The 23,731-nt window shown below is 47.9% G+C and carries 27 protein-coding genes; 18 read left to right on the top strand and 9 right to left on the bottom strand.

Annotation, left to right across the window (positions count from 1 at the left end):
• Window positions 1-131 precede the first annotated feature (131 nt).
• Genes ASG24_RS03050 through ASG24_RS03035 form a run of 4 tightly spaced genes read right to left on the bottom strand, consistent with a single transcriptional unit; the run spans window position 132 to window position 2,124 of the window.
• A complete protein-coding gene (locus tag ASG24_RS03050; protein WP_055867679.1) occupies window positions 132-947 on the bottom strand; it encodes a peptidylprolyl isomerase in 816 nt (271 codons plus the stop codon).
• Window positions 948-997: 50 nt separating this feature from the next.
• Window positions 998-1,261 (bottom strand): BolA family transcriptional regulator, encoded by a 264-nt coding sequence (locus tag ASG24_RS03045; RefSeq protein ID WP_055867676.1) that lies wholly within the window; start codon window positions 1,259-1,261, stop codon window positions 998-1,000.
• Window positions 1,261-1,560: a YciI family protein gene (locus ASG24_RS03040; protein ID WP_055867673.1), complete on the bottom strand. Its 300-nt coding sequence runs from the start codon at window positions 1,558-1,560 to the stop codon at window positions 1,261-1,263. Before ASG24_RS03040 ends, ASG24_RS03045 begins: the two co-directional genes overlap by 1 nt.
• A 21-nt stretch (window positions 1,561-1,581) precedes the next feature.
• Window positions 1,582-2,124 (bottom strand): septation protein A, encoded by a 543-nt coding sequence (locus ASG24_RS03035; protein WP_055826184.1) that lies wholly within the window; start codon window positions 2,122-2,124, stop codon window positions 1,582-1,584.
• A gap of 143 nt (window positions 2,125-2,267) precedes the next feature.
• On the opposite strand from ASG24_RS03035, the gene ASG24_RS03030 reads away from it, so the two are divergent.
• The 3 genes from ASG24_RS03030 to ASG24_RS03020 are packed head-to-tail and all read left to right on the top strand — an operon-like array spanning window position 2,268 to window position 4,405.
• Complete coding sequence (locus tag ASG24_RS03030; RefSeq protein WP_055867670.1) at window positions 2,268-3,119, top strand: 3',5'-nucleoside bisphosphate phosphatase; 852 nt, start codon at window positions 2,268-2,270, stop codon at window positions 3,117-3,119.
• 5 nt (window positions 3,120-3,124) lie between these two features.
• Window positions 3,125-3,736: an L-threonylcarbamoyladenylate synthase gene (locus tag ASG24_RS03025; RefSeq protein ID WP_055867667.1), complete on the top strand. Its 612-nt coding sequence runs from the start codon at window positions 3,125-3,127 to the stop codon at window positions 3,734-3,736.
• A 30-nt stretch (window positions 3,737-3,766) separates the two neighbouring features.
• Window positions 3,767-4,405: a site-2 protease family protein gene (locus tag ASG24_RS03020; protein WP_055826177.1), complete on the top strand. Its 639-nt coding sequence runs from the start codon at window positions 3,767-3,769 to the stop codon at window positions 4,403-4,405.
• Window positions 4,406-4,464: 59 nt separating this feature from the next.
• Here ASG24_RS03020 and ASG24_RS03015 read toward each other — a convergent pair whose 3' ends face one another.
• Window positions 4,465-8,154 carry a DUF748 domain-containing protein gene (locus ASG24_RS03015; RefSeq protein ID WP_055867665.1) on the bottom strand — a complete coding sequence of 1,230 codons (3,690 nt, stop codon included), beginning with the start codon at window positions 8,152-8,154 and terminating at the stop codon, window positions 4,465-4,467.
• A 159-nt stretch (window positions 8,155-8,313) separates the two neighbouring features.
• On the opposite strand from ASG24_RS03015, the gene ASG24_RS03010 reads away from it, so the two are divergent.
• On the top strand, window positions 8,314-9,174 hold the full coding sequence (locus ASG24_RS03010; protein WP_055826173.1) for an HlyC/CorC family transporter: 861 nt from the start codon (window positions 8,314-8,316) through the stop codon (window positions 9,172-9,174).
• 77 nt (window positions 9,175-9,251) lie between these two features.
• Entirely contained in the window at window positions 9,252-9,635 is a 384-nt protein-coding gene (locus ASG24_RS03005) for a hypothetical protein (protein ID WP_055867662.1), read from the top strand.
• Between the two features lie 63 nt (window positions 9,636-9,698).
• On the opposite strand, the gene mscL is transcribed toward ASG24_RS03005, so the two are convergent.
• Complete coding sequence (gene mscL / locus ASG24_RS03000; protein WP_055867659.1) at window positions 9,699-10,115, bottom strand: large conductance mechanosensitive channel protein MscL; 417 nt, start codon at window positions 10,113-10,115, stop codon at window positions 9,699-9,701.
• Window positions 10,116-10,269: 154 nt separating this feature from the next.
• Here mscL and panC point away from each other — a divergent pair, with 154 nt between their 5' ends.
• From panC to ASG24_RS02970, 6 genes are all read left to right on the top strand, one after another.
• Window positions 10,270-11,124, top strand: a complete 855-nt coding sequence (panC, locus tag ASG24_RS02995; protein ID WP_055867656.1) for a pantoate--beta-alanine ligase — start codon at window positions 10,270-10,272, stop codon at window positions 11,122-11,124.
• A 102-nt stretch (window positions 11,125-11,226) separates the two neighbouring features.
• Window positions 11,227-11,607 (top strand): aspartate 1-decarboxylase, encoded by a 381-nt coding sequence (gene panD, locus ASG24_RS02990; RefSeq protein WP_055826164.1) that lies wholly within the window; start codon window positions 11,227-11,229, stop codon window positions 11,605-11,607.
• A 17-nt stretch (window positions 11,608-11,624) separates the two neighbouring features.
• Window positions 11,625-11,996 (top strand): ribosome silencing factor, encoded by a 372-nt coding sequence (rsfS, locus tag ASG24_RS02985; protein ID WP_055826162.1) that lies wholly within the window; start codon window positions 11,625-11,627, stop codon window positions 11,994-11,996.
• Between the two features lie 151 nt (window positions 11,997-12,147).
• Entirely contained in the window at window positions 12,148-12,615 is a 468-nt protein-coding gene (gene rlmH / locus ASG24_RS02980) for a 23S rRNA (pseudouridine(1915)-N(3))-methyltransferase RlmH (RefSeq protein ID WP_055867653.1), read from the top strand.
• A gap of 2 nt (window positions 12,616-12,617) precedes the next feature.
• Window positions 12,618-14,048 carry a deoxyribodipyrimidine photo-lyase gene (locus ASG24_RS02975; RefSeq protein ID WP_055867650.1) on the top strand — a complete coding sequence of 477 codons (1,431 nt, stop codon included), beginning with the start codon at window positions 12,618-12,620 and terminating at the stop codon, window positions 14,046-14,048.
• A 221-nt stretch (window positions 14,049-14,269) separates the two neighbouring features.
• A complete protein-coding gene (locus tag ASG24_RS02970; protein ID WP_055867647.1) occupies window positions 14,270-15,346 on the top strand; it encodes a VacJ family lipoprotein in 1,077 nt (358 codons plus the stop codon).
• Between the two features lie 95 nt (window positions 15,347-15,441).
• On the opposite strand, the gene pmbA is transcribed toward ASG24_RS02970, so the two are convergent.
• Window positions 15,442-16,764, bottom strand: coding sequence for a metalloprotease PmbA (pmbA, locus tag ASG24_RS02965; RefSeq protein WP_055867644.1), 1,323 nt, complete (start codon window positions 16,762-16,764; stop codon window positions 15,442-15,444).
• A gap of 107 nt (window positions 16,765-16,871) precedes the next feature.
• Between pmbA and yjgA the strand changes: the two genes are divergently transcribed.
• Window positions 16,872-17,384, top strand: a complete 513-nt coding sequence (gene yjgA / locus ASG24_RS02960) for a ribosome biogenesis factor YjgA (protein ID WP_235562286.1) — start codon at window positions 16,872-16,874, stop codon at window positions 17,382-17,384.
• A gap of 157 nt (window positions 17,385-17,541) precedes the next feature.
• A complete protein-coding gene (locus ASG24_RS02955) occupies window positions 17,542-17,778 on the top strand; it encodes a sulfurtransferase TusA family protein (RefSeq protein WP_156376509.1) in 237 nt (78 codons plus the stop codon).
• Between the two features lie 65 nt (window positions 17,779-17,843).
• Here the strand turns inward: ASG24_RS02955 and ASG24_RS02950 are convergent, their stop codons facing one another.
• Together ASG24_RS02950 and ASG24_RS02945 are read right to left on the bottom strand one after the other, a co-directional pair.
• Window positions 17,844-19,844: a site-specific recombinase gene (locus ASG24_RS02950; RefSeq protein WP_055867642.1), complete on the bottom strand. Its 2,001-nt coding sequence runs from the start codon at window positions 19,842-19,844 to the stop codon at window positions 17,844-17,846.
• A gap of 48 nt (window positions 19,845-19,892) precedes the next feature.
• Entirely contained in the window at window positions 19,893-20,693 is an 801-nt protein-coding gene (locus ASG24_RS02945) for a PDZ domain-containing protein (protein WP_235562285.1), read from the bottom strand.
• 121 nt (window positions 20,694-20,814) lie between these two features.
• Here ASG24_RS02945 and mog point away from each other — a divergent pair, with 121 nt between their 5' ends.
• Genes mog through ASG24_RS02920 form a run of 5 tightly spaced genes read left to right on the top strand, consistent with a single transcriptional unit; the run spans window position 20,815 to window position 23,727 of the window.
• A complete protein-coding gene (gene mog / locus ASG24_RS02940; protein ID WP_055826149.1) occupies window positions 20,815-21,426 on the top strand; it encodes a molybdopterin adenylyltransferase in 612 nt (203 codons plus the stop codon).
• Entirely contained in the window at window positions 21,423-21,782 is a 360-nt protein-coding gene (locus tag ASG24_RS02935; RefSeq protein WP_235562284.1) for a hypothetical protein, read from the top strand. The genes mog and ASG24_RS02935 overlap by 4 nt, the downstream gene beginning before the upstream one ends.
• Window positions 21,775-22,734, top strand: a complete 960-nt coding sequence (gene thiL, locus ASG24_RS02930) for a thiamine-phosphate kinase (protein WP_055867636.1) — start codon at window positions 21,775-21,777, stop codon at window positions 22,732-22,734. Before ASG24_RS02935 ends, thiL begins: the two co-directional genes overlap by 8 nt.
• Window positions 22,718-23,224, top strand: coding sequence for a phosphatidylglycerophosphatase A (locus tag ASG24_RS02925; protein ID WP_055868416.1), 507 nt, complete (start codon window positions 22,718-22,720; stop codon window positions 23,222-23,224). The genes thiL and ASG24_RS02925 overlap by 17 nt, the downstream gene beginning before the upstream one ends.
• On the top strand, window positions 23,224-23,727 hold the full coding sequence (locus ASG24_RS02920) for a CinA family protein (protein ID WP_055868413.1): 504 nt from the start codon (window positions 23,224-23,226) through the stop codon (window positions 23,725-23,727). The genes ASG24_RS02925 and ASG24_RS02920 overlap by 1 nt, the downstream gene beginning before the upstream one ends.
• Window positions 23,728-23,731: the final 4 nt, after the last annotated feature.

Here is a 23,731-nt window from a genome sequence, read left to right as displayed (position 1 = left end):
GAACAATTCTTGATTTTATCGCAGAACCCAGAGGAGAGTAAAACCTTAAATGGCGATTACTGCAATTTACAGGCACATTAAAAAGTAAAAGCCAGCATGGGCTGGCTTTTAACTCATCAACACTGAAATGATTAAGGGGTTTTTTTCTCAACACCCGAAACTTCAATTTTCGCTTTGTCTTTCAGGCTCAACATGTATTTTTCCAGCTTGCGCTGCTGAATCGTACGCTCAATGCCTTCTTTAACTTTGTCAAAAGGAGGCACTTGCAATGCACGTGTATCGACCAGTTTGATTACGTGCCAGCCGAATTGAGACTGAACCGGCTCAGGTGTTGTTTCGCCTTTTTTCAAGACTAGCAATGCGTCTGCAAATGGTTTAACCATGCCAGCTGGAGAGAACCAGCCCAAGTCGCCGCCTTTTTCTTTAGAGCCTGGGTCCAATGATTTCTCTTTGGCAATCTTGGCAAAGTCAGTGCCTTTTTTCAGGTCTGCAATAATCGCTTTTGCTTCAGCATCGGTTTTAACCAGGATGTGGCGTGCGTTGTATTCCTTGTCACCCAGCTCTTTTTTGTACTGCTCGTAACCTTCTTTTTTCTCGGCTTCAGTCACTGGGTTTTTTCTGATGAAATCAGCCAGGAACGCATTTACCAACAGTTTGCGACGAGCCAGTTCTTCACTCGCGATAAAGTCAGGCTGTTTATCAATGCCTGCTTTTTGCGCTTCCTGGTAAGCCAGTTCAGAACCTACCAGTTCATTCACGACAGCGGCTTTCATGCCATCGTTGGCTTTTTGGCCAGTACGTGCTTCAGCATCTCTTAAGATAAACTCAACCCAGGTTTTCTTGATTGGTTTACCGTTAACAGTAGCGATGGCATCAGCATCAGCTGCGTAAGCATGTGGCAATGCGCTGAAGCATGCAATCGCCAACATCATTTTCAAAAATTTCATGCAATATCCTTAAAAAACGAAATGGTGCAATATTAAAAAACAGAATTGTTTCAATCAGATGACTCATCAGTGGATAATGCGTTGATACTGAGCGCATGTATGCGATGAGTCATCAAATCTTGCAAGCATTGATATACCATGCGATGGCGCATTATCTGTGATTTTCCTGAAAATAGCGAGCTTTTCACCGTGATGGTAAAGTGCCCGCCGCCCGTGTTTCCTGCGTGTCCTTTGTGCAAAGCACTGTCGTCTTCGATGTCGAGTTGTTCGGGCTGAAGTGCTTGCAGACGTTGTGTAATTTCAGTTTGCAGCATTATGGCAACGTCTTGCGGAAAGGGTTCACTACAATGTTGCCATAGACGCCTGCATGCCTGAAAGGGTCGTTGTCAGCCCATTCGGTAGCGGCCTGTAATGACTCAAATTCTGCCACGATCAGGCTGCCGCTAAAACCGGCTTCGCCCGGGTCTATATTATCAATGGCAGGTAACGGGCCTGCCAGTACCAAGCGGCCTTCGGCTTGCAACTGCTGCAGGCGCTCCAGGTGGGCAGGCCTGTGCTGCAGGCGCAACGGCAGGCTGTTGGCATTATCCTGGGCGTAAATCATGTATAACATAAGGACTATCCGTCAGTTTTCTCAGGCAGGCGGTGTGTGCTCTATCCAATAATCTTTTAGCACAAACACCTGCGAAATAATGAATATGAACATGATGCTGGTCGTGCCGAATAATTTGAAATTTACCCAGGCATTCTCATCATAATGAAAAGCCACGTACAGGTTTAAACTGCCCAAACCTACTAAAAAGAGTACCCAGCACAGGTTTAGCTTATCCCATACATTATTTGGCGGGGCGATGATTTTGCCCAGCATGCGGGCGATCAGGTTGTTCTGGAAAATGTAGCGGCTGGATAAAAGTGCCAGTGCGCCTATCCAGTAAATCACGGTTGGCTTCCACATGATGTAGGTTTTATCGTGCAGCAATAAGGTAATGCCGCCAAGCACTGTGATTACCGCGCCATTAATCATCAGCATCTTGTCAATTTTGCCGCGCTTTAGCCACACGACCAGCATGAGTACTAATGTGCTGATAATAGCAACAGAGGTGGCTACAAAAATACCTGCTTTTTTATAGGCTATAAAAAAGAGGATGACGGGCAATAAATCGATAATGACTTGCATGTGGGATCAGGTGACTGAATTCCTGCTATCTGTGAGGGCACTATTTTGCTATGATTTCTGTCGAATTGCAAAGTTCGTTTCCTAACGAAGGTCAGAACAGGCGAAGTTTCCTCCCAATTACCGAATCAGCATTATCATCAATCATGACAGTCCCCATCGATTTGCATTGCCACTCAACCATGTCTGATGGTTTGCTTTCGCCTGAAGAGCTTGTGGCTCACGCCGCCAGCAAAGGTGTACGTGTGCTGGCATTGACCGATCATGATGAAGTGAGTGGGCTGGCACGTGCACGTGTGGCCGCCGAGCAGCATGGCATTCATTTGATTGATGGGGTTGAGATTTCAGCCACCTGGAAAAAACGAACTTTGCATATCGTCGGATTGCGCGTTAATCCTCAACATCCTGCACTGCTGGAGGCTTTTGCCAGAGTGCGGGAGGGACGCGATGCGCGTGCCCGCCAGATAGCCGAGGGGCTGGCGAAGGCCGGTATTGCCAATGCCTATGAGGGTGCACGGGAAATATCCGGCAATAGCGTAATGACGCGTAGCCATTTTGCCCAGTTCCTGGTGAAACAGGGGCACGCAAAAAACATTAAATCCGTGTTTAAAAAATACATGGTTAAAGGCAAGCCTGGCTATGTGAATCATGAGTGGATGAGCCTCCAAGAGGCGCTGACGCTGATTAAAGATAGCGGTGGCCAAGCGGTGCTGGCGCATCCGGGCAGATATGACCTGGGTTTCGTCAATATGCATTTGCTATTGAATGAGTTCAGGGATCAAGGGGGTGTAGCGCTGGAAGTGGTCACTGGTAGCCATCAGCCACCACAATATGCACAGTTTGCCAAACTTGCGCACCGTTTTGACCTGAAAGCTTCACAAGGGTCTGATTACCATGGGCCTGGTATGTCCTACATGGAAATGGGGCGTTTGCCGGATCTGCCAGCCGGCTGCGTGCCTGTCTGGCAGGATTGGCCGGAAGCAAGCCTGCTGCAATAGTTACGATGGCACAATATTTCATCATTCATGCGGAAAATCCGCAGACCAGATTGATCCAGCAGGCAGCCCAGTTGATACAGCAGGGCGGTGTGATTGCCTGCACGACAGATTCCAGTTATGCACTGGTCTGCTCGATGGAGTTTAAGGACGCACAAACGCGTATCCGGCGCATGCGCGGCGTGGATGATGACCATCCGTTTACTTTAATCTGCCGCGACCTGGCCGAGATTGGCACCTATGCCAAAGTAAATAACAGCCAGTTCCGTTTACTCAAAGCCTTGACTCCCGGCGCTTATACCTTTTTGCTGGAAGCCAGTCGCGAAGTGCCTCGCCGCCTGCAGCACCCTAAACGCAGCACCATAGGATTACGCGTACCCAGGCATATCGTCACGCAAGCATTGCTTGAGTCGTTGAATATGCCTTTAATAAGCATGACCTTGCAATTGCCTGGCGATGATGTGCCGATGTCGGTCGGCTGGGAAATACGCGAGACACTGGAGCACCAGGTCGATGCGGTGATAGACAGCGATATTGCGCATGTCGGCGCTACGACAGTGCTGGACTTGACCCAGGACCCACCTGAGCTGGTACGTGCCGGTGTTGCTCCCTGGCCTTGACTAGGTCAGAACTTAGGAATTTGAAATCAAATGGAATTAACCGTCATACAAAAAATCGCAGCTTATGCATTACCCATCTTGTTCGCGATTACCGTGCATGAAGCCGCGCATGGCTATGCGGCAAAATATTTTGGGGATTTGACGGCTGAGCGTATGGGCAGGATTACGCTGAACCCGTTTAAACATATTGATCCTGTCGGCACTATTTTATTACCTGCATTAAGCGTGATGCTGGGTGGCGTGTTGTTTGGCTGGGCTAAGCCAGTGCCGGTGAATTTCGCTAATTTGCGTCATCCTAAAAAAGATATGCTATGGGTCGCATTGGCCGGGCCTGCCTCCAACTTTGTCATGGCGATAGGCTGGGGTTTGATTCTTGCCAGGATTGAACTGTTTCCGCTGTCAGCGCAGGATTTCCTCTCACAAATGAGTATTGCCGGCATTCAGATTAACCTGGTTCTGTTAGTACTGAATTTATTGCCATTACCCCCATTAGATGGTGGCAGGATGGCTGTGAGTCTGTTGCCGATGCGAGCAGCTATCGCATTTTCCAAGGTAGAGCGTTACGGTATGCTGATTTTGATTGCGCTGTTATTTACCGGCGTATTAAGTATGATCCTGTCACCGGCATTGAGGTTTTTTCAGCAGCTACTGACTGTGCTGGTGATGTAGATTCTTCTTCTACCGAATCAATCAAGGGCACTCTCATGACCTTGATCCGGAAGCATCAGCTAATTTTTTATCACATCCAGTGTCAATTTACTTGGCACCTGGTTTCTATCCCCTTTGACCGTGACGGGAGTTGCTGACGTCACTCTTTGCGCACTGACTCCCGCCTCTTGCAATGTTTTCTGAATAGAGTCTGCACGGGATTTGGCCAGGTTCTGCAAGTCGGTTTCCGTGACTTGAATACTGGTGGTTAATGCTTCCTGCGCCTGAGGGTAAAAACCTTCGGGTACTTTTTCCAGTTTGGCGGCCAGACGTTTGAGCAGGCCTTTATTAGTCTGGCGATCGTGCAAAGCTGTTAACGCTGATTGTACTTTTGGGTTATTCAGGTCTATTGGCCCAGCCGATTGCCCCGCTTCAAGACGTATGCCCATCTCTTCAGCGACTTGTTTGCGCAGCATCATTTCCTGGATGGCACGGGTATCCGCTGCCGAGTCATAACCAGGAATAATGCCTAATTTCAATTGCTGGCGTTTTTCCAGTGCTTTGCTCACTGCGTGCAGCTTTTCCAGTTCCGGAGGCGAAATTGCAGATTTTCCTGCCTCAAACACAATAGCCTCGAGTTTTTCGCTACTGCCAAACAGTTTGCCTAATGCGCTGAATGGGGCGGTCACAATTTTAGTCAGCACGTTGGTAAAGGCTTTCCACATAATACCGCCGTAGCTGAATTTAGGGTCATCCAGGCTGCCGCTGATCGGTAAATCCAGGTCAATCACACCGTCACTGTCTTCCAGGATCGCGATAGCAAGGTCGAGTGGCAGGTCAGGCGCATCTTTGCTATCTATTTTTTCACCTAACGTCAGTTTCTTGAGCACAAATTTGTTTTCACCCGTCAACTGGCGCTGTTTGATTTTGTACTCGAGGTCCACAGATAGTTTGCCGGATTCAATTTTGCGCCCGGCAAATTTGCCGGAGTAGGGTGTGAGCCGGTTCATATCAAGATTGCTAAACGCCAGTTTGATATCGGTAAACTCAGTTGCTTTGAATGGTTGCAACGACCCTTGAATACGCGCTGCCCCATATTCATCGACCTTGCCATCAAGCTCTACCTGGGCTGTTGCAACGGGATTGGTTGAAATGCCGTTGATGACTCCGCCAAGCGAGTGGATGTTGGTCCCAAAAGGTTGTGGTAACGACAAATCCGCGAATTCGAGTTTGGCGCCATTGATACGTACCGTATCCACGCTGACAGGAAAGTCCGGTGAATGGTTATTTGTATTCGCTGGCTTAGTGTCAGCCGCTGTCGCGGGTGGCTCATTGCCGGCTGGTTTGGTGGCAGCTTGTTTGCTGGCTGTAGTCGGCGAGGTTCGCATGACCTTGGAAATGTTCAGGCTACGGTCAGGGTAAATGATGAATTTTGTTTGCGCGCTATTCAGCGTTAGCGTGTTTATTTGCAGGCGGTTAGGTGCCAGCGAAAGGGCAAGTCCATCTCCCTGCAATGATTCCCAACGCAGAAAAGGTTGCTGGCTGGCTTCTTCCAGCAGTGACCAATTTTTTACATTGAATCCACCATCAAAGGTGGTCGCACCATTGCTGATTTTCTGAAGTTTCCCCTGAATACTGGCGCTTCCATCTTGCAAGTTGAGCAAGGCGACTTGCTGGATATAGGGAGCGAATGGTTTGAGTGATAAATCGACCAGCGATAATTGCAAGTCAGTCTTAAAGGGTGAAGGAGATAATTTGCCATGGGCGCTGAACTGCCCGCCCTGCTTTACTTTGAAAGCGGCTTTCACCGGTAATGCACGTGTCATCTGCTGGCTCAGGTCAGCAAGCTCAATGCTACCATCTGCGACATCCAATATCACCGGTGTAGCGGTGGTATTGTCTTCAATATGAATATCGGCCTGCTGCAAGGTAAAACGTTTTAAACCAAATGCCCAGGCAGATTTTTCCGATGCTGCAGAAGTAGTCGCTTTTGGCTTGCTTGGCACAGAAATGCTGTTTCCTTGTGTCGGCATGACTTCTGCCATTTTAGCCGCCGGGGCAAGTAATGCCTGCCAGTTTAACTGCTGGTCAGCTTGCCTGATCACACTGGTTTTGAGACCGGTAAGTTGAAGGGCGCCCAGATTGATTTTTTGTTGAGCCAATCCCAATGAACCATCAGTAAGCGCCAGACTGCCCAGTTGCGCGACTGGTTTCTTGTCCGATTGCACGCTGAGCTGCTTGGCTTCGGCCTTGATTTGTTTTATCTGTGTGTCTGTTTGCTGGTCTAGCGCCAGATGCAAGTTAAAGTCGGCGATATTCGCTTCCAAGGGTTTCGCAAACTGCTGGTCCAGGTAAGCGAGTTGCCAATGTTCTAGCGCAACTTCGCCTATATTTAAATGGAAAGGGGCATCCGGTTTTTGCGTAGCCTCGGATTTTTCCTTATTTGCAGACACTTTTTGTTCTGTGTTTGATGCGGTTGCGGTGGCTAATGCCTGCTGCCAATCCAGTGTGCCATTGGCGTGATGGGTTGCAGAAAATTTGCCATCCGCCAGCAATATTTTTCCGACGTCTGCCTGGCGTTCGGCCAGATTCAGACTGACTTGCTCTACAGATAATGCGGGGAGCTGGAAAAGACTTTTTTGCTGATGCTGCAATAGCAATTGCGCAAATTGCAAGTTGAGATTTTCAAAAGTGACTTGCGCATGGTCCTTATCGGTAAACTCAAGCATGGGTAAGGTGGCATTGGCTGAGGCCAGTGTAAATTCTGCTTGCGGTTTTTGTAACTTGAGTTGATCAAGATTAAGGGTAATGCCTTGTGTTGTAATCGTGGTATGCGATGGCTGGGTAAATGCAAATTGCCTGATCAAGAGCTTGATCTGGTTGAATGTTACTCGATCACCTTGTGCCAGTTTTCCCGCCAGGGTATCAATCGCAAATGTCGCATTAGCTACTAACAGTTTAGGATGCTGGTCTGGTAGTGAAAAATCATAGTTTAACTGACTGGAAAAGGTGCCTGCATCTGGTTGAAATGGCCATGATTGAGTGTTCACCCATTGTACGAGTTTCGCAATTTTCAACCCTTCTATGGCAAGTGAGCCTTGCGATGCCAGTGGATTAACACCAAAGTTACCTTTCCACTTCAACGTCCCACCCTGGTAAGGCAGTTTGGCGGCTATCAGGTAATCACCACGGTCTTCAGGCAAGGTCGAGAAGCCATCCAGTTCGAAGTCCAGCGGTTTTAAGGAGGCTTGTAGCGGTGTTGAATGCTGGTCATCCAGATATTCGATATCACCTTTACGAATATCAATATTTTCAATAATCACACGCGGCAGGTCTTTTTCTGGCGGAGATGGCTCTTCGTTAAGCTTGGCAATCAGGTCTGACCAGTTGAGTTTTCCTTGCTTGGAAATATGGACGTTCACTTGGGGTGCAGTTAATTCGATATGTTTCATTTTCCAGGCCCAGCTAAACAGCCCGCTGAATTCCATATCTACGACCAATTTGTCAAAAGACGCTAACGGTGCGCCGCTTTTCTCAGCCAGCGCAAGGTGCTCTATCGTCGCTATCAGGCGGAAAGGATCAAAAATGACTTTTTCAACGGAGGCTTTACTCGCCAATTGGGTTTCGGCGATTTTAGGTAGCAGCCATTTCGCCAGGGGATTAATAGCTAGCCAGGCGAACAAAAAATAGAAAATAAGTAATCCGGCAACAATTTTAAAGATAAGCGATGCACGCAGCGCAGCCAGCAGGAGAAAAAAGCGATTTAACATAGCGAGATAATTTAGCAGATTTGTGCCGAAAAGTGCCAATAACCACCTTAAATCTGGCATAAATCCACAGTAGGCCAGTGGCCGGAGGTGACATATTCATCGTTTTTAATGTATGCTTAAATCATCTCTTTATACAGGATGCTGTTTTCAGCAGTACATATGGCTTCTGAGCCGGAAAAGTTGTCCCATAAACCCTCTTTATTAGAAAGATTAAGTCATTTCCTTCTGCGCGAGCCAGAAGATCGCGAGCAGCTGGTTGAGTTGCTGCATGGGGCTTATGAAAATCACCTGATGGATGGCGATTCTCTCGCCATGATTGAGGGTGTGCTGCAGGTTAGCGAGATGCAGGTCAGGGATGTCATGATCCCACGCTCACAAATGGATGTGATCGATATTGCGCAACCCGCCGAGACCTTTCTGCCATTTGTCATTGAAACAGCCCACTCCCGTTTCCCCGTTATTGAAGATAATAAAAACGATGTGATAGGGATTCTTCTAGCCAAGGATTTGCTGCGTTATTACGCCAATCAAACCTTTGAATTACGGGACATGCTGCGTCCGGCAGTGTTTATTCCCGAATCCAAACGCTTGAATGTGCTGTTGAAAGAGTTTCGCAGCAACCGCAACCATATCGCCATCGTGGTGGATGAATATGGTGGCGTGGCAGGTATGGTCACCATTGAAGATGTACTCGAGCAAATTGTCGGCGATATTGAAGATGAATATGACGACGACGAGGATGAAGGCAACATTATTCTGCAAGACGCCGGCAAATACCGTGTCAAGGCGCTGACTGAAATTGGCGAGCTAAATGAGACGATTGGTACCGACTTTAGCGACGAAGAGTTTTCTACCGTAGGTGGTCTGGTGGTTAATCATTTCGGCCATTTACCTAAACGAGGCGAGCAGATCCGCATAGGTAACCTCAGTGTAACTGTGGTGCATGCAGATAGCCGTCGGGTACATGTATTGATGGTCGAACAGTTGCCGGAAGAAGTTTACCCGATTGAATCTGTTTAAAGAAATTGTGTGAGTGCCTCACTGGTGCGAACCAATTTTTGTTTTGATTGCCTGAGTATCTGAAAAGGAGCGTTAAAATGAAAACACAATCCTGGTTTACCCTCTTGGCAACGTCGGCACTGGTTACTTTAAGCACTTCAGTGTTGGCGGGTAATACGACTGAAAAACTCCCGCAAGACGAGCAAGGCTTTGTCACTGCCATTGGCAAGCTTAAGCGCTCTGAAATTATTGCGTTGCTGGGCGAGCCCGCACGCGCCGAAGATGTGAAGCTAAAGGACAGTGGTCGTGTAGTGGCTTCTATCTGGCATTATCATAATATCAATAAGGATCCGCAGGGCGCTTATTACCCGACCACGGAGCTGGATCTGATTGATGATCAGGTGAGCGTGATTGTATTTTTGAATAATGATGGTTCAGATGCGACATCGGGCCAGACTTATGAAATACAACCTACACCTTAAGATTTTAGGTTGAAAATTAAAGGGCGCCTGGGCGCCCTTTATTGTTGATGCATACTGAATCGTTTATTTCTTCTTCAGGCTATCGCGAATTTCACGTAGCAATACAATGTCTTCCGGCGTAGCAGCTGGTGCTGGTGGTGGTTCTGCTTGTTTCAGGCTATTCATGAATTTCACCATCTGGAAGATGATAAAAGCCAGGATAATGAAATTGAGCACAATGGTAATAAAGTTACCATAAGCAAGTACAGCCCCCAGTTTTTTTGCCTCTACCAAGGCAAGGTCGGCAGATTGCCCGTTCAGCGGCAAATACATATTACTGAAATCGAAGCCACCGAAAATCTTGCCGATCACTGGCATGATAATATCATTGACCAGGGAGTCCACGATTTTACCAAATGCACCGCCGATGATCACACCGACTGCCAGATCCATGACGTTGCCTTTTAGCGCAAATTGTTTGAATTCGGATGCCACACTCATAACTTCACACTCCTCTAATTGTTATTTATACAAGATTGCATAACCGACTATAGGCGTTGGTTCGCCCGCTTGTCAATTGGCTGACAGCATCGAATGCCAAACTGCGCTGTGTTATATTGCTGCGATCTTAAGCCTTTAAAGGATAAGCACTAGCATGCAGTTGTTTCATACTTTGCGCGAATTGCGCGCTTTCCTCGATGGTTGTGCAGGCAAGCGTATTGGCTTTGTGCCAACCATGGGTAACTTGCATGCCGGGCATTGCCAGCTGGTAACCCAGGCTAAAGGCCGAGCCGATATCGTGGTAGTCAGTATTTTCGTCAATCCACTGCAATTCGGTGCCAATGAAGATTTCGGCAGCTATCCGCGTACGCTGCAAGCCGATTGCGATCAGTTACGTACTGTGGGTGCAGATGTCGTGTTTGCGCCTGCGGTAGATGAAATGTACCCTGACTTTAATGGGCAGGATTTAATGCAACAGGTGATTGTGCAACCACCGCATTTAGCCGATATATTGTGCGGAGCCAGCCGTCCAGGCCACTTTGCCGGCGTCGCCACGGTGGTGACCAAATTATTCAATATGGTTAAACCTGACCTGGCGGTGTTTGGTAAAAAAGATTACCAGCAACTGATGGTGATACGCACAATGGTGCGCCAGCTTAATTTTGGCATTGAAATATTGGGTGTGGATACCATGCGCGAATCTTCAGGCCTGGCGATGAGCTCCCGCAATAGCTATCTAACACCAGAACAAAAGCATCAGGCGGCCCAGTTATATGCACAATTACAGCAGATACTAACTGCCTTGAAACATGGCAGGCGTGATTATATTACGCTTTGCCAGGAAAGCATTTCCAGTCTGGAAAAACAGGGCTGGCAGGTAGATTATGTAGATATCCGCTCCCAAACGGATTTGAGTGATCCATCCCCAGATAAAACTGAACTAGTGATACTGGCGGCGGCCAAACTGGGTAATACCCGTTTGATTGATAATTGTGAAGTCAATCTTTAGAGAAATCGTCTCGGTTTTATGAAAATTATTTTGCGCTAAGCTATTGATAACTTTATAATTACGACCTTTTCCGCGCTGGCGGAAATTAACTGAAGGGATGCAATGCAAAGAACCATGTTGAAATCAAAGCTGCATCGGGTGCGTGTGACGCACAGCGAGCTGCACTACGAAGGTAGTTGCGCCATCGATGAAGCCTTGCTGGAAGCTGCCAATATACATGAATATGAGCAGATCCAGATTTACAATATCAACAATGGCGAGCGGTTTACAACCTACGCGATTCGCGCTGAGCGTCACTCTGGTGTCATTTCAGTCAATGGGGCCGCAGCGCACAAAGCAGATCCGGATGACCTGATCATCATCGCCAGCTATTCACAATACACCGAAGCCGAATTGGCCAACTACCATCCACAACTGGTCTATGTCGATACACACAACCGTGTCGTCGAACAAAAAGACCATATCCCGGCGCAAGCTGCCTGAACCCATTGAATGTGCCTATGCAACCTATAGATAAAACTCTCCCTCTTGAAGATATAAAAGCAGCCGTTGTCGACGCGCTGGAAGATATTAAAGCCTTTGATATTACGGTAATGGATGTGCGTCAGATGACCACCGTTACCAGCTACATGATTGTAGCGAGCGGTAATTCCACCCGCCAATGTAAGGCGATTGCGGATAACGTCCGTGAGAAACTGAAAGAAAAAGGCGTTGATGCGCGTGGCATTGAAGGTGAAAAAGACGGTGAATGGGTGCTGGTTGACCTGGGCGAGATCGTTATTCATGTGATGGTGCCTGCCACCCGCGCTTATTACAACCTTGAGCAATTGTGGAGCGAATCGCAATCGCGCCGCGCTGCTTCCGCCGCTTAATTAAGCGATCTGCCTACTCACTATGTACGCGCACAAGAACGTGCACATTGCACCGGACATCAAAACCGGAGTGAGTTTTTGTTTACACCAAGGTTTTGCGTGTGAACGCAAACAGTAATTTCTCCAGCACAATCTTCGTCATCATCCCTGTATGAAGCTGAATATCATCTCGGTGGGACATAAAATGCCCGACTGGGTTGAATCGGCTTGTGCCGAGTATTTAAAGCGCATGCCGCGCGAGCTTGAAACCCGCATTATCGAAATCAAACCTGACAAACGGGCAGCAGGAAAAAATAGCGAAGTGGTGCAAGAGGCGGAAGCCAGGCGCATTCTTGAAGTGGTCGGCAAGGATTACCTGGTGGCGCTGGATGAGCGCGGTCAAGCCGTGACTACCTTGCAATTGGCAGACAAGTTAAAAGGCTGGCAGGAAATGGGCCGCGATGTGGCGCTGGTGGTAGGCGGCGCAGATGGTTTATACCCGCAACTGAAGACGCAGGCACAGTGGTTATTCAGTCTTTCCAAACTCACCATGCCACATGGAATGGTGCGTGTAATGCTCGCCGAGCAACTCTATCGCGCCCACACGGTCCTAAGTGGTCATCCTTATCACCGGGAATAATCATGTCTAAAGCTTTGGTCTGGTTGCGTCGCGACCTGCGCATTGACGATCATGCTGCCTTGTATCACGCCTTGAAGCTTCACGCGCAAGTGTACGTGGCGTTTGTGTTTGATACCGATATCCTGGATGCCTTGCCTGATAAATACGACCGGCGGGTTGAATTTATCTGGGAAAGTCTCAATGAACTTAAACTGGCACTTCAGCAAAAGGGCGGCGACCTTTTAATACGCCATGGCAAAGCCATAGAAGAAATACCCAGACTGGCACAAAAGCTCGAAGTCGCCGCAGTGTACGCCAATCGTGATTACGAGCCGCTGGCCATTGCCCGAGATGAGAAAGTGGCACAGGCTTTATTGCGCGTAGACAAAACGCTCCATTTGTTTAAAGATCAGGTGCTATTTGAACAGGACGAAATCCTGACCCAGACCGGTAAGCCTTATGGCGTATTCACGCCTTATAAACGTGCGCATCTGGCCAAGTTGAATCCGTTTTACTTAAAGGCCTATCCGGTACAACGTTACCTTAAGTCTTTGGCCGGTGGCAAGGCTGAAGGTATGCCGTCGTTGGAAAGTATGGGTTTCTCCCGCACCAACTTGAAAACGATGCGCTTGCCGACAGGCATCAAGGGTGCGCAACAGTTGTTTGATGACTTTTTACAGCGCATAGAAGATTATCATGATGCACGCAACTATCCTGCCATCAAAGGTGTCTCTTATTTGTCGGTGCATTTGCGATTTGGCACTATCTCAATTCGCCAGTTGGCCCATGCAGCCTGGCAATTGTCTTTGGCAGGTAATGAAGGTGCGGCAACCTGGCTGAGTGAATTGATCTGGCGCGATTTTTACTTCCAGGTGTGTTATCACCGGCCGGATTTGCAACTGGAACGGCGCGCATACAGGCTGGAGTATGACCAGTTACCTTTTCCCAATAACCGCGACTGGTTTGCGGCATGGTGTGAAGGGCGTACCGGTTATCCAATTGTGGATGCAGCGATGCGGCAGTTGAATGAGACCGGCTATATGCATAATCGCTTGCGTATGGTGGTAGCTAGTTTTCTGGTCAAGGATTTGCTGATCGACTGGCGCTGGGGCGAGCAATATTTTGCCGAGAAATTAATTGATTTTGACTTTGCTGCCAATAATGGCGGCTGGCAATGGGCGGCTTCCACCGGATGTGATGCGCAGCCTTATTTCAGGATTTTTAATCCGCAGTCACAGTCGGAAAAGTTTGATGCAAAAGGCAAGTTTATCCGCAAATATGTACCTGAGTTAACGGGGTTAGATGACAGGAAGATTCATGCCCCATATGCGGATACTCCAAACAAGAAAGATTTGCTCGTCAGTATGCCTCAAATAGACTATCCGATGGCGATTGTAGACCATGCTGTACAAAGGCAAGAGGCATTATCGCTATACAAAAATAATGTGAAGTAAAAATGACATTTGATGTAGAATAAACTCGTTTTACTTTGCAGTTATTAAGCTAGTAGTAAGGATTCTGTAGTAGATCGCGATAGCGTTGTTGCCCTTCAATTATTGAAGAAGGCGCCGATAAAAGTGATTGCAGGGTGTTTCAAGTCTAAGCTTGTTACACGCCAAGATGATTTTTTAATGCTATTGATACCAAGGCGCTTGATCTAAATATAATGACAAATATGAATAAACTAAAAGCCGTTTTATTGATTGCCGTACTTGTTGGCCTTTCAGGGTGTGCAACCACCAATAAAGATCCGCTTGAAGGGGTTAACCGCGGGATTTACAAATTCAACGATGTGGTCGATAAATATGCCATGAAGCCGGTTGCCAAGGCGTATAAGGCAGTTACACCATCACCAGTGCGTACTGGCATCACCAACTTTTTCAATAACCTGGGTACTTTGACCACAGTGGTTAACGACTTGCTGCAACTCAAGTTTGCGCAGGCATTTACCGATGCGGGTCGTTTTGTTATCAATACCACCTTCGGTATCGCTGGCGTTATCGATGTCGCCAGTAAAGACAACTTCCCAAAACATCAGGAAGACTTCGGTCAGACTTTAGGTCACTGGGGCGTCGGCACAGGCCCTTACCTGGTATTGCCGATTTTGGGACCAAGTACTGTGCGGGATGCGGGTGGTCTGGCATTTGATACTGTGACTTCAGACCCGATTACCTACCTGCATAACACCGGCCAGATCCGCGCGCATAACCAGGTGCGTTTAGTGCAGTTTATAGACAAACGTACGCAATTGCTGGATGCCAAAGACCTGGTAGATGATGCCTCTATCGACCCGTATGCTTTCATGCGTGATGCCTACCTGCAACGCCGAGCAAGCATGGTTCAGGATGGCATTGTGCCGGCAGAGTTGCTGCAGGATGAATTTGAGCCAGAAGATGAACCAGCTGCAAATGGTGCTGCAGCTGAGCCAGCTGTTTCTGAAACCGTTGTATTGCAATCATCTGTACCGATTGAGGAGCAAGCAGGTATGCTGACTACAGATGCGGCAACGGTAGAAGTTCAACAGCCTGCTGTTGAAGAGTCGACAGTATCCACTGAGCAAACAACACCTGATATCGCTGCTGACCTGGCTGAAACACCAGCCATTGAATCTGCACCAGAAGAGGCGTTGCCCCCATTACTTGATCAAGTGAGCGAGCAACCAACTCCTGTAGAGACTGTGGTAATGGAAAGCACTGCCACAGAAGTAGTTGCAGGTATCGACGATACTTTACTAACACTGGAAGCTAAATAAGGGACTTAATCCTTTTAGCGATCGTTGGTTAGTGCGACAAAAAAGGCTTTGCAGTGATGCAAGCCTTTTTTATTTGTACCGCCGACCCTCAGAGGCTAGTCAGCCGAGGCGACGGTCATGCGATCAATTAATATTGAGCCGGTCAGCTTGGAGCTATTCGGGATAATATCGTTCCCAATCGCAGCTATGCCTTTCAGCATTTCCTGCATATTGCTGGCAATCGTGATCTCTTCTACCGGGTGAGTAATGACCCCATTTTCAACCCAGTAACCAGCAGCACCACGTGAGTAATCACCCGTAATCATATTCATGCCATGACCAAGTAGTTCTGTCACCAGTATTCCGGTGCCCATGGTCTGTAATAATTGTTCGAGGTTATGACCGGTAGACCGCACTAGGATGTTATGGGCGCCACCGGCATTGCCGGTAGATTGCATGCCCAGTTTGCGTGCAGAGTAGCTGCCAAGCAAATAACCCTGCAGCACGCCATTCTCTATCAGGGTACGTTTCTGGCAGGCAACGCCTTCATTATCAAACGGGCTGCTGCCAGCACCCTTGAGAATGAAAGGATCTTCATCGATATGCAATAGCGGGCTGGCAATTGTTTGCCCCAGGCTATCAAGTAAAAATGAAGATTTTCTATATAGATTACCTCCTGAAATTGCACTCAGCAGCGTACCGATAAGTCCACTTGCCAACGGTGCTTCAAATAACACCGGATACTGGCCTGTCTTGAGTGGGCGGGCGTCTAATCTTTTGACCGTGCGTGAGCCTGCGATTTGGCCGACTTGCTCTGGTGACTCCAGGTCAAGCGCATCGCGCGCACTGCTATACCAGTAATCGCGTTGCATCTGGTTGTTGGATTCGGCAATCACTGAACAGCTAATGCTATGGCGTGAGCTAGGGTAACCGCCAACAAAACCGTGACTATTTGCGTATACAAATGCGCCACTTTGGCTATAGACGCTGCCGCCTTCACTATTGCTGATGCGCGGGTCTACTGCAAGTGCTGCTGCTTCACAGCGCCTGGCTAATTCCAGCGCCTGATCGACATCGATAGCCCACGGATGGTGTAACGACAAATCCGGGAATTCTTTTGCCATGCATTCAGCATCGGCCAGGCCGCAAAAAGGATCTTCTGCAGTATATTTCGCAATATTACAGGCGGCTTCGACGGTATCTTTAAGTGCCTGTAAACTAAGGTCAGAAGTGCTGGCATAGCCTTTTCTCTGCCCGAAATACACCGTCACCGAACAACCTTTGTCACGGTTGTACTCAATATTTTCAGTCTCGCCCTGGCGGACAGAAACATTCTGGCCGGTGCCGAAACTGACATCGGCCTCGGCACTGCTGGCCCCTGCCTGCCTGGCCAGTTGAATAATATCTTCAGAGATTTGTTTGAGTTGTTCCAGTTGCATGCTATGAGCGCTTGTTTTTTGCTTGGCAATTAAAGCTGGTATCATACCGTGATTTGGCAGAGATTGCTTTTACCATAACTGCACAACCGCGAATGATAGCTAAACCCATGGAAGATTCCCAACCCAGTAAAACCAAATTAAAAGCAGAAGCCGATGCCGCGCAGGAGATCGGACGGCAATTACTTGAACTGCCAAAAGAGAGATTAAAAAAATTACAACTGGATGAAGCCTTGAGTGACGCGATTGCCGAAGCAAAGCGTTTGACTGCCAACGGGGCGATCCGCCGCCAATTGCAATATATTGGACGTTTAATGCGTGACATTGACCTGGCGCCAATCGTAGAGCAACTGCAGAAATGGGAAGGTAAGCATGTGGAAGAAAATGCCCGCTTTCACCAGATGGAACGCTGGCGTACACGCCTGATAGAAGACGCAAAGGCGGTTGAGGCATTTCTGGTGGAATATCCGCATACCGATGTGCAGCATATGCGTACATTGATCCGTAATGCGCAAAAAGAGCAGGCTGCCAATAAGCCGCCCAAGAGCAGCCGTGAGTTATTCAAGATGATACGGGACCTGGCTGAAGGCGTTACAAACGCGCCTGATGAACATACCGAATAGTGGTTAAGTTGGGGCCGTAAAGTTAGACGGCTAGCTTGTCGTTTAATGCAAGTTTATATGATGCCTGTAAAGTGGGTAATTTTACGGCTCCAAATAATGCACTACAATCAAAAAAGTAGCTGGCATTTGCCGAAGTACTGTCTATCTAGGGGTTATCGTGAAACAGAACGTTGATTTAGAGTTGGATTTAACAGGGCTGGAAAGTCCTGAACCGATGTTAAAAACCAAGGAAGCAATAGATAAACTGTCCATTGGCCAGATTGTCCTGGTTAAAACAACAGCGCTAGGCAGCGAGCAAAATATCCGTAACTTGATTACCAATCATCCGGTGACCTTGCTTTCCTTTAAAAAGGAAGACGGCATATTTCACTTTGTAATAGAAAAAACTTCCTGATAACAAAAGCTCCACATAGGAAACAAAGAAATCCTATTAAATATTAGCCACTAAGTTGCTTTTACTTAGTGGCTAGTTTTCTCAAGTCTAGTCTCCATCCCCATCTTTTTAGGTGGCAAAAAGAATTTCCAAGGTTGGCGATAAAGCAAAGTCAGTAATTCCAGCGCAAAAGCTTTCCAATGCCGGTAGCGTACTTGCCGTGATTTCATGGCGACAAAAATGGCTAAACCAAAGCTGGTCAGCAAGTTAATGGTCGCCACCACAAAAATCCCGAGTAAGGCTGTACCAAGCATGTAATAGGTGATCTGGAAATCCAGTGCAGAAAATGCATATCCCGAGAATGCCGCTACAAAAGTCACGTGACGGATATCCAGAGGTAAGCCAAGCATCACTCCCAACCCGGAGGCAAACCCAAGTAGGCAGCCAAAATAGAAGTTACCGGCCAGTGCGCCCAGATTATGGCGTATATATTCTGAAATACGGTGCAGGCGCGCTTTCCCCAGCAGGCGTTGTAAAAACGGCAGGTGGGCAATACGTTCAGGAATGCGGTTATAAGCCGCCAAATTGTCATGATAGCCCGCAATCAGGCCGGACAGGAACAGGCACACACCAGCCACCGCAGCATACAGGGCGCTGAGGCTGATCAATGGGTTGTTGGAATCCAGCAAGATATTGGCTTTGGCCTCACCTATAAAATGATGGCCGCTATATTGCACTACCAGCCAGTCGATAAACATTGCCATCGGAATCACGACGATCACATTACCCAGAATGGCGATTGTCTGGCTGCTGGTCGTCTGCGCGACAATGTTGACCAGACTGTGTATGTTTTTGCTATCGTGCCCGTCATCATCAATCGCTGATGCAATGGTTGCCGCCGTCATCGCCGGTTGTTTGGTGGCAACTGTGAAATGCAGCAGATGAATCAGGACAAACCCTAACCCATAATTCAGGCTAAAGAAAATGGCTTCTGCAAGCGGGGCAAAGTGGTAGCTGGCGATGATGATTTTAAACATGGCCATAAAGGCAATAATGACCCCGGCGCCCATGGCTGAACCCATCAGCTTGAAATACTCCTGCCGATGCTGTGCAATGTAATGCTCACCGGTGTGGCTGGCGTTTTCAGTCACGCGCAGGGCCAGTAACTCGGTGTTATGACGCCAATATTCGGACAGGTTATTCTTTTTACACTCTGCATATACCAGTTGCTTGAACAAACGCGTAATCGCATCACTGACATCATGCTTGAGTAAAAGCCCGTGCAGAATATCCACTAATAATTGCATGCGATGAATTTGCTGCTGCATTCTTTGCATCAGGGCAGTCAGCGAAATGCTGGTACCGGTCTTTGCATTCGCTTTGCGGATTTCATCGTTAAGGTTCTGGCAGCGTTTCAATACGTCATAAATATGCTGTATGTCGTCTGCAGTGGTAGTGGTGAGCGACAGAAATTTCTGGATTTCGATATTCTGGGTGATGAATGGCGAAGTGTTATTTTCCAGGTCTTCATGCTGCAAAATAAGCTCAGGGTCCAGGCCAGAAGCGGATAAGCGGTAAGAGAGTACCTGTAATGCATCCTTCAATTCTTGAATGCAGCTCTCCTGCTGCAAATCATTCCCTTCACCTAATGCCAGGGTATGTATAAAGTCGCGCCATACGGTATTCGGCACGCCGGTTACCCAGTTGGCATCATGAGTGTGGTGAAAAACCTGGCCAAATACATCTTTCAGGTATCTAGGGTCTGGGACTTCAGGTAATAATTTATGGGAAAACCGCCGGTAGATTTCAGTAAAAAATCCTAAGTCAGACTGAATGCCATGCTCGGAATACAGTGAAATCACACTTTTTTCGTTCAAAAGGCGCAGGATGCTGTTTCGCAATTCCAGGGCAAATGAAGGTTGCTGTTGTAGCAAGAAACACAACGCCTGTATCGACTTGCTTGCACTCTCGGTATCGCTTGAGTGACGAGGGCGAATATCATCAAGCAGCGCCCGTAAAAACTGGATATCGTCGATATGACCAGACGCTATGCGGGCTGCCTGATGCTCGAACGTAACTTGAAACATTTGAAACACTTTCTATTTAATATGATGACAATTCAGAATGGCTCGCAGTTAAAGGGCGACTTTTAACGAAAGCGGTTCAGATTGCCGTTGAATTTTTATGGTGACCGTATTGCCTTTGAAGCGTCTCACCAGGCTGGATAAAGTCGCAGCATCATTTACTTTTTCCTGGTTGAGGCTGAGTAACTGGTCTCCGCGCAATAACCCGCCTTGCTCTGCAGCAGAGCCATGTATCACAGCAATCACTCTAACGCCTTCATTGACATCAGTCGCCTGTGCTTGTTCATCCTGTTGAGAAGATTTACGGGCAACCAGTTTAATCACATGCACGCCTAACACTGGCGGCGGCAATTTGGCCCAGTAGGTTACGTAATAGCGGTATTTGCCTGGGTCGATCGCCATATCTTTTTCAGTCAGCGATTGGCCTTTTTTGACGGCTTCTTTAATCACTTCCATCTTGGAGGCCGGTGTCGCGTTACCGGATTTTTTAACATACACCAGTATGGTATCCGCCTGGATATTGCGTCCATGAATAATCGCCTGTTCGGGTGCGATGTCTCCTGCTTCAAACTCACTCAGGCCCATCAGGTCATAGCCGTTTTCCAGCATTTTGATATTGTCGGCATCACGACGGGTACCAATAAGTAATTGCGGCTCGGGATTGTTTTGCAGTGAATGTAAATTACCCTGGTTTTGTGCCTGGTAATTGGCAGCATAAGGGTTTTCATCTGCCAATACTGTTTTCGAGAACATCAGCAAGGTAATGATTACCAGCGAAGGCAATAGAATAAACCACTGGCGAGGCGAGGCGGCTCGACCTGTTACACGCGCTGCTTTGCATAAGACTTTCATCTGACTCTCCATGACGAATGACACCTTTTCAGCTTACTGATGTGTCGGGTAATGTTATGATGTGCTGGTACATTAACACAGACCATCTCAATACAGACCAACTTAACATAGACCTCAAGTTATGCAACAACAATTCACGCGCATTGGGCTGGTTTCCATCAGTGATCGCGCTTCGCAAGGCGTTTATGAAGACAAGGGCATTCCAGCATTGTCTTCCTGGCTTGAAAAAACCCTGACTTCACCTTTTGAAATCGTGACCCGCTTGATTGCCGATGAGCAGGCCACCATTTCAGACACACTCAAGCAATTAGTCGATGAAGAACAATGTCATTTGATCCTCACCACCGGGGGCACCGGACCTTCGGTTAGAGACGTTACCCCAGAAGCCACGCTGGCCATTGCAGATCGCGAAATGCCTGGTTTTGGTGAGCAAATGCGTCAAATCAGTTTACGCTTTGTTCCCACTGCCATTTTGTCACGGCAGGTGGCAGTGATTCGCAAGCAATGCCTGGTAATAAACTTGCCAGGGCAGCCAAAATCAATTCAGGAAACGCTGGAAGGATTAAAAGATGCCGAGGGCAATACATTGGTGCCGGGGATTTTTGCAGCGGTGCCATATTGCCTCGATTTACTGGCGACAGTCAATCAGCCTATGCCGTATCTTGAAACTGCAGAAAGTATTGTTAAGTCTTTTAGACCCAAATCTGCCCAACGTCAAAAAACGAATGAATGATGAATTACAAAAAGATTTCCACCCTGATTTTTATCACCTGTTTTAGCATATTGACCTATTTGTTATTAATGGAAATGCCGCCATCTAATGATGTCTCAATCTATAAAGACAAAATACAACACATTATTGCTTTTGGCGGTGTGACGTTCTGGGGCCTGATGGCTTTCCCAACGCACAGACTGTCTATCGCGATTGGATTGACGGTGTTTGGTGCATTAATGGAAGTGTTGCAAGGTGTGCTGACAACCACACGTCAGCCTAGCGTCTATGATTGGTTCGCAGATTTAGCAGGGATCAGCTTGGCCTGGCTAGTGATAGTTTTGCTAGAACGCTGGTGGAAAAAACGGCATGGCTGAATTTGATCTTATCGCTCAATACTTTACCCGTCCGGGTACAGCAGATGCGAGTAATCCCGATTTGGGTATTGGTGATGATGCAGCATTGATCAGCGTAATGCCAGGCTATCAACTGGCTGTCTCCGCCGACATGTCCGTATCAGGGACGCATTTTTTTGCTGAGGCTGATCCTTACTCAATAGGGTGGAAAGCCCTGGCGGTCAATATCAGTGATATGGCAGCCATGGGCGCCAATCCTAAATGGGCAACATTGTCGATTGCTTTGCCGGAAATCAATCATGACTGGTTGCAAGGTTTTAGCCAGGGCTTATTCGCCTGTGCCGATAACTATGGCGTCTCACTGATTGGTGGTGATACCACGCGCGGACCATTAAACATAGCGATTAATATTTTAGGTGAAGTGCCGCTGGGCAAAGCGATTAAGCGTAGTGGGGCGCAGGTTGGTGATGATATCTGGGTCAGCGGTACGCTAGGTAAAGCGGCATTGTGGTTGCAAAATAAACTGGGTAAGCTGGATTTGCATGCGGAAGATGTAGCGAATTTTGCGCCTGCCATGCATCAACCACAACCTCGGGTGGCCCTGGGGCTGGCATTGCGTGACATCGCGCATACAGCACTTGATATTTCAGATGGCTTGCTGGCGGATTTGAACCATATCCTCCAGGCTTCCGGCAAAGGCGCCGAGCTTGATTGGGCGTTATTCTCCAAACCTCAATTGGTCAACAATGTTTCGCAGTCAGTACTTCAGCAGGCAGTGCTGGCTGGAGGCGATGATTATGAATTATGTTTTACTGTATCTGCGCAGCGACGCGATGAAGTATTGGCATTGTCAGAGAAGCTTAATCTGCCTTTAACGCGGATAGGTAGTATTACCGAAGCAACTGGTCTGAACGTCAGTGATGGTGAAGTTCAGATCGAGTTATCGCAGAAAGGATATTTGCATTTTGGCTAACCACCGTTATCCAGCCACTGATCCTGACTGGGCGCTGCTTTTCTCGCATCCTTTGCATTTCTTCAGTCTGGGACTAGGTACTGGCCTGTTTCCCAAAGCGCCAGGCACAGCAGGCACGCTATTAGGTTTTCCGTTATTCTCGGTCATCATGCACTTGCCGGAGTTGCAACAATGGCTGGCTATTCTGTTGATGTTTATATTTGGTATCTGGTGCAGTGCTTTTACCGGTCGCGCGTTAGGCGTAAATGATCATGGTGCCATTGTCTGGGATGAAATTGTCGCCATGGCAGCGATTCTTATCACCGTGCCATTGACCTGGGGCTGGGGATTGGCCGCATTTGTGTCATTCCGCCTGTTTGATATCTGGAAACCGTTTCCAATCAGCTGGGCAGACAGGCACGTCAAAGGTGGCTTGGGCGTGATGCTGGATGATGCACTGGCAGCAGTGATGGCAATCATCGTTTTGCAACTGATTAAATGGTGGTTTTAATGAATGACCTCGAAACATTAAGCCAGACTTTGGGCAAGACATTGCAAGCAAAGGGTTTGCAACTAGCGCTGGCTGAATCATGCACCGGAGGCATGGTAGCCCAGGCAATCACCGCTATTGCAGGGAGTTCAGGCTGGTTTGACCGTGGCTTCGTTACTTATAGCAATGAAGCAAAAACAGAAATGCTAGACGTGCCTGAAACCCTGATTGATATGCATGGTGCAGTCAGTGAACCGGTTGCTCAAGCGATGGCTTTAGGCGCATTACAACATAGTCGCGCCAATATCAGTGCTTCCGTGACCGGCATCGCTGGCCCAAGCGGAGGTTCTGTGCAAAAGCCAGTGGGAATGGTTTGTTTCGGCTGGGCGATAAGCTACAACAACAAGCAACCGAAAAAACTGCTGGTAGCAACACGCTATTTTGATGGGGATAGAGCAGACATTCGTCAACAAGCTGCCAGTTATTCACTGGCAGGCTTGCTAACACTGATTAAAGAAACCTGACCGC

This window comes from Methylophilus sp. Leaf414 (assembly GCF_001425425.1).
Taxonomy (GTDB): Bacteria; Pseudomonadota; Gammaproteobacteria; order Burkholderiales; family Methylophilaceae; genus Methylophilus.
Note: the sequence above shows the minus strand (reverse complement) of the source record. Positions and strands in the feature narration are given on the sequence as shown.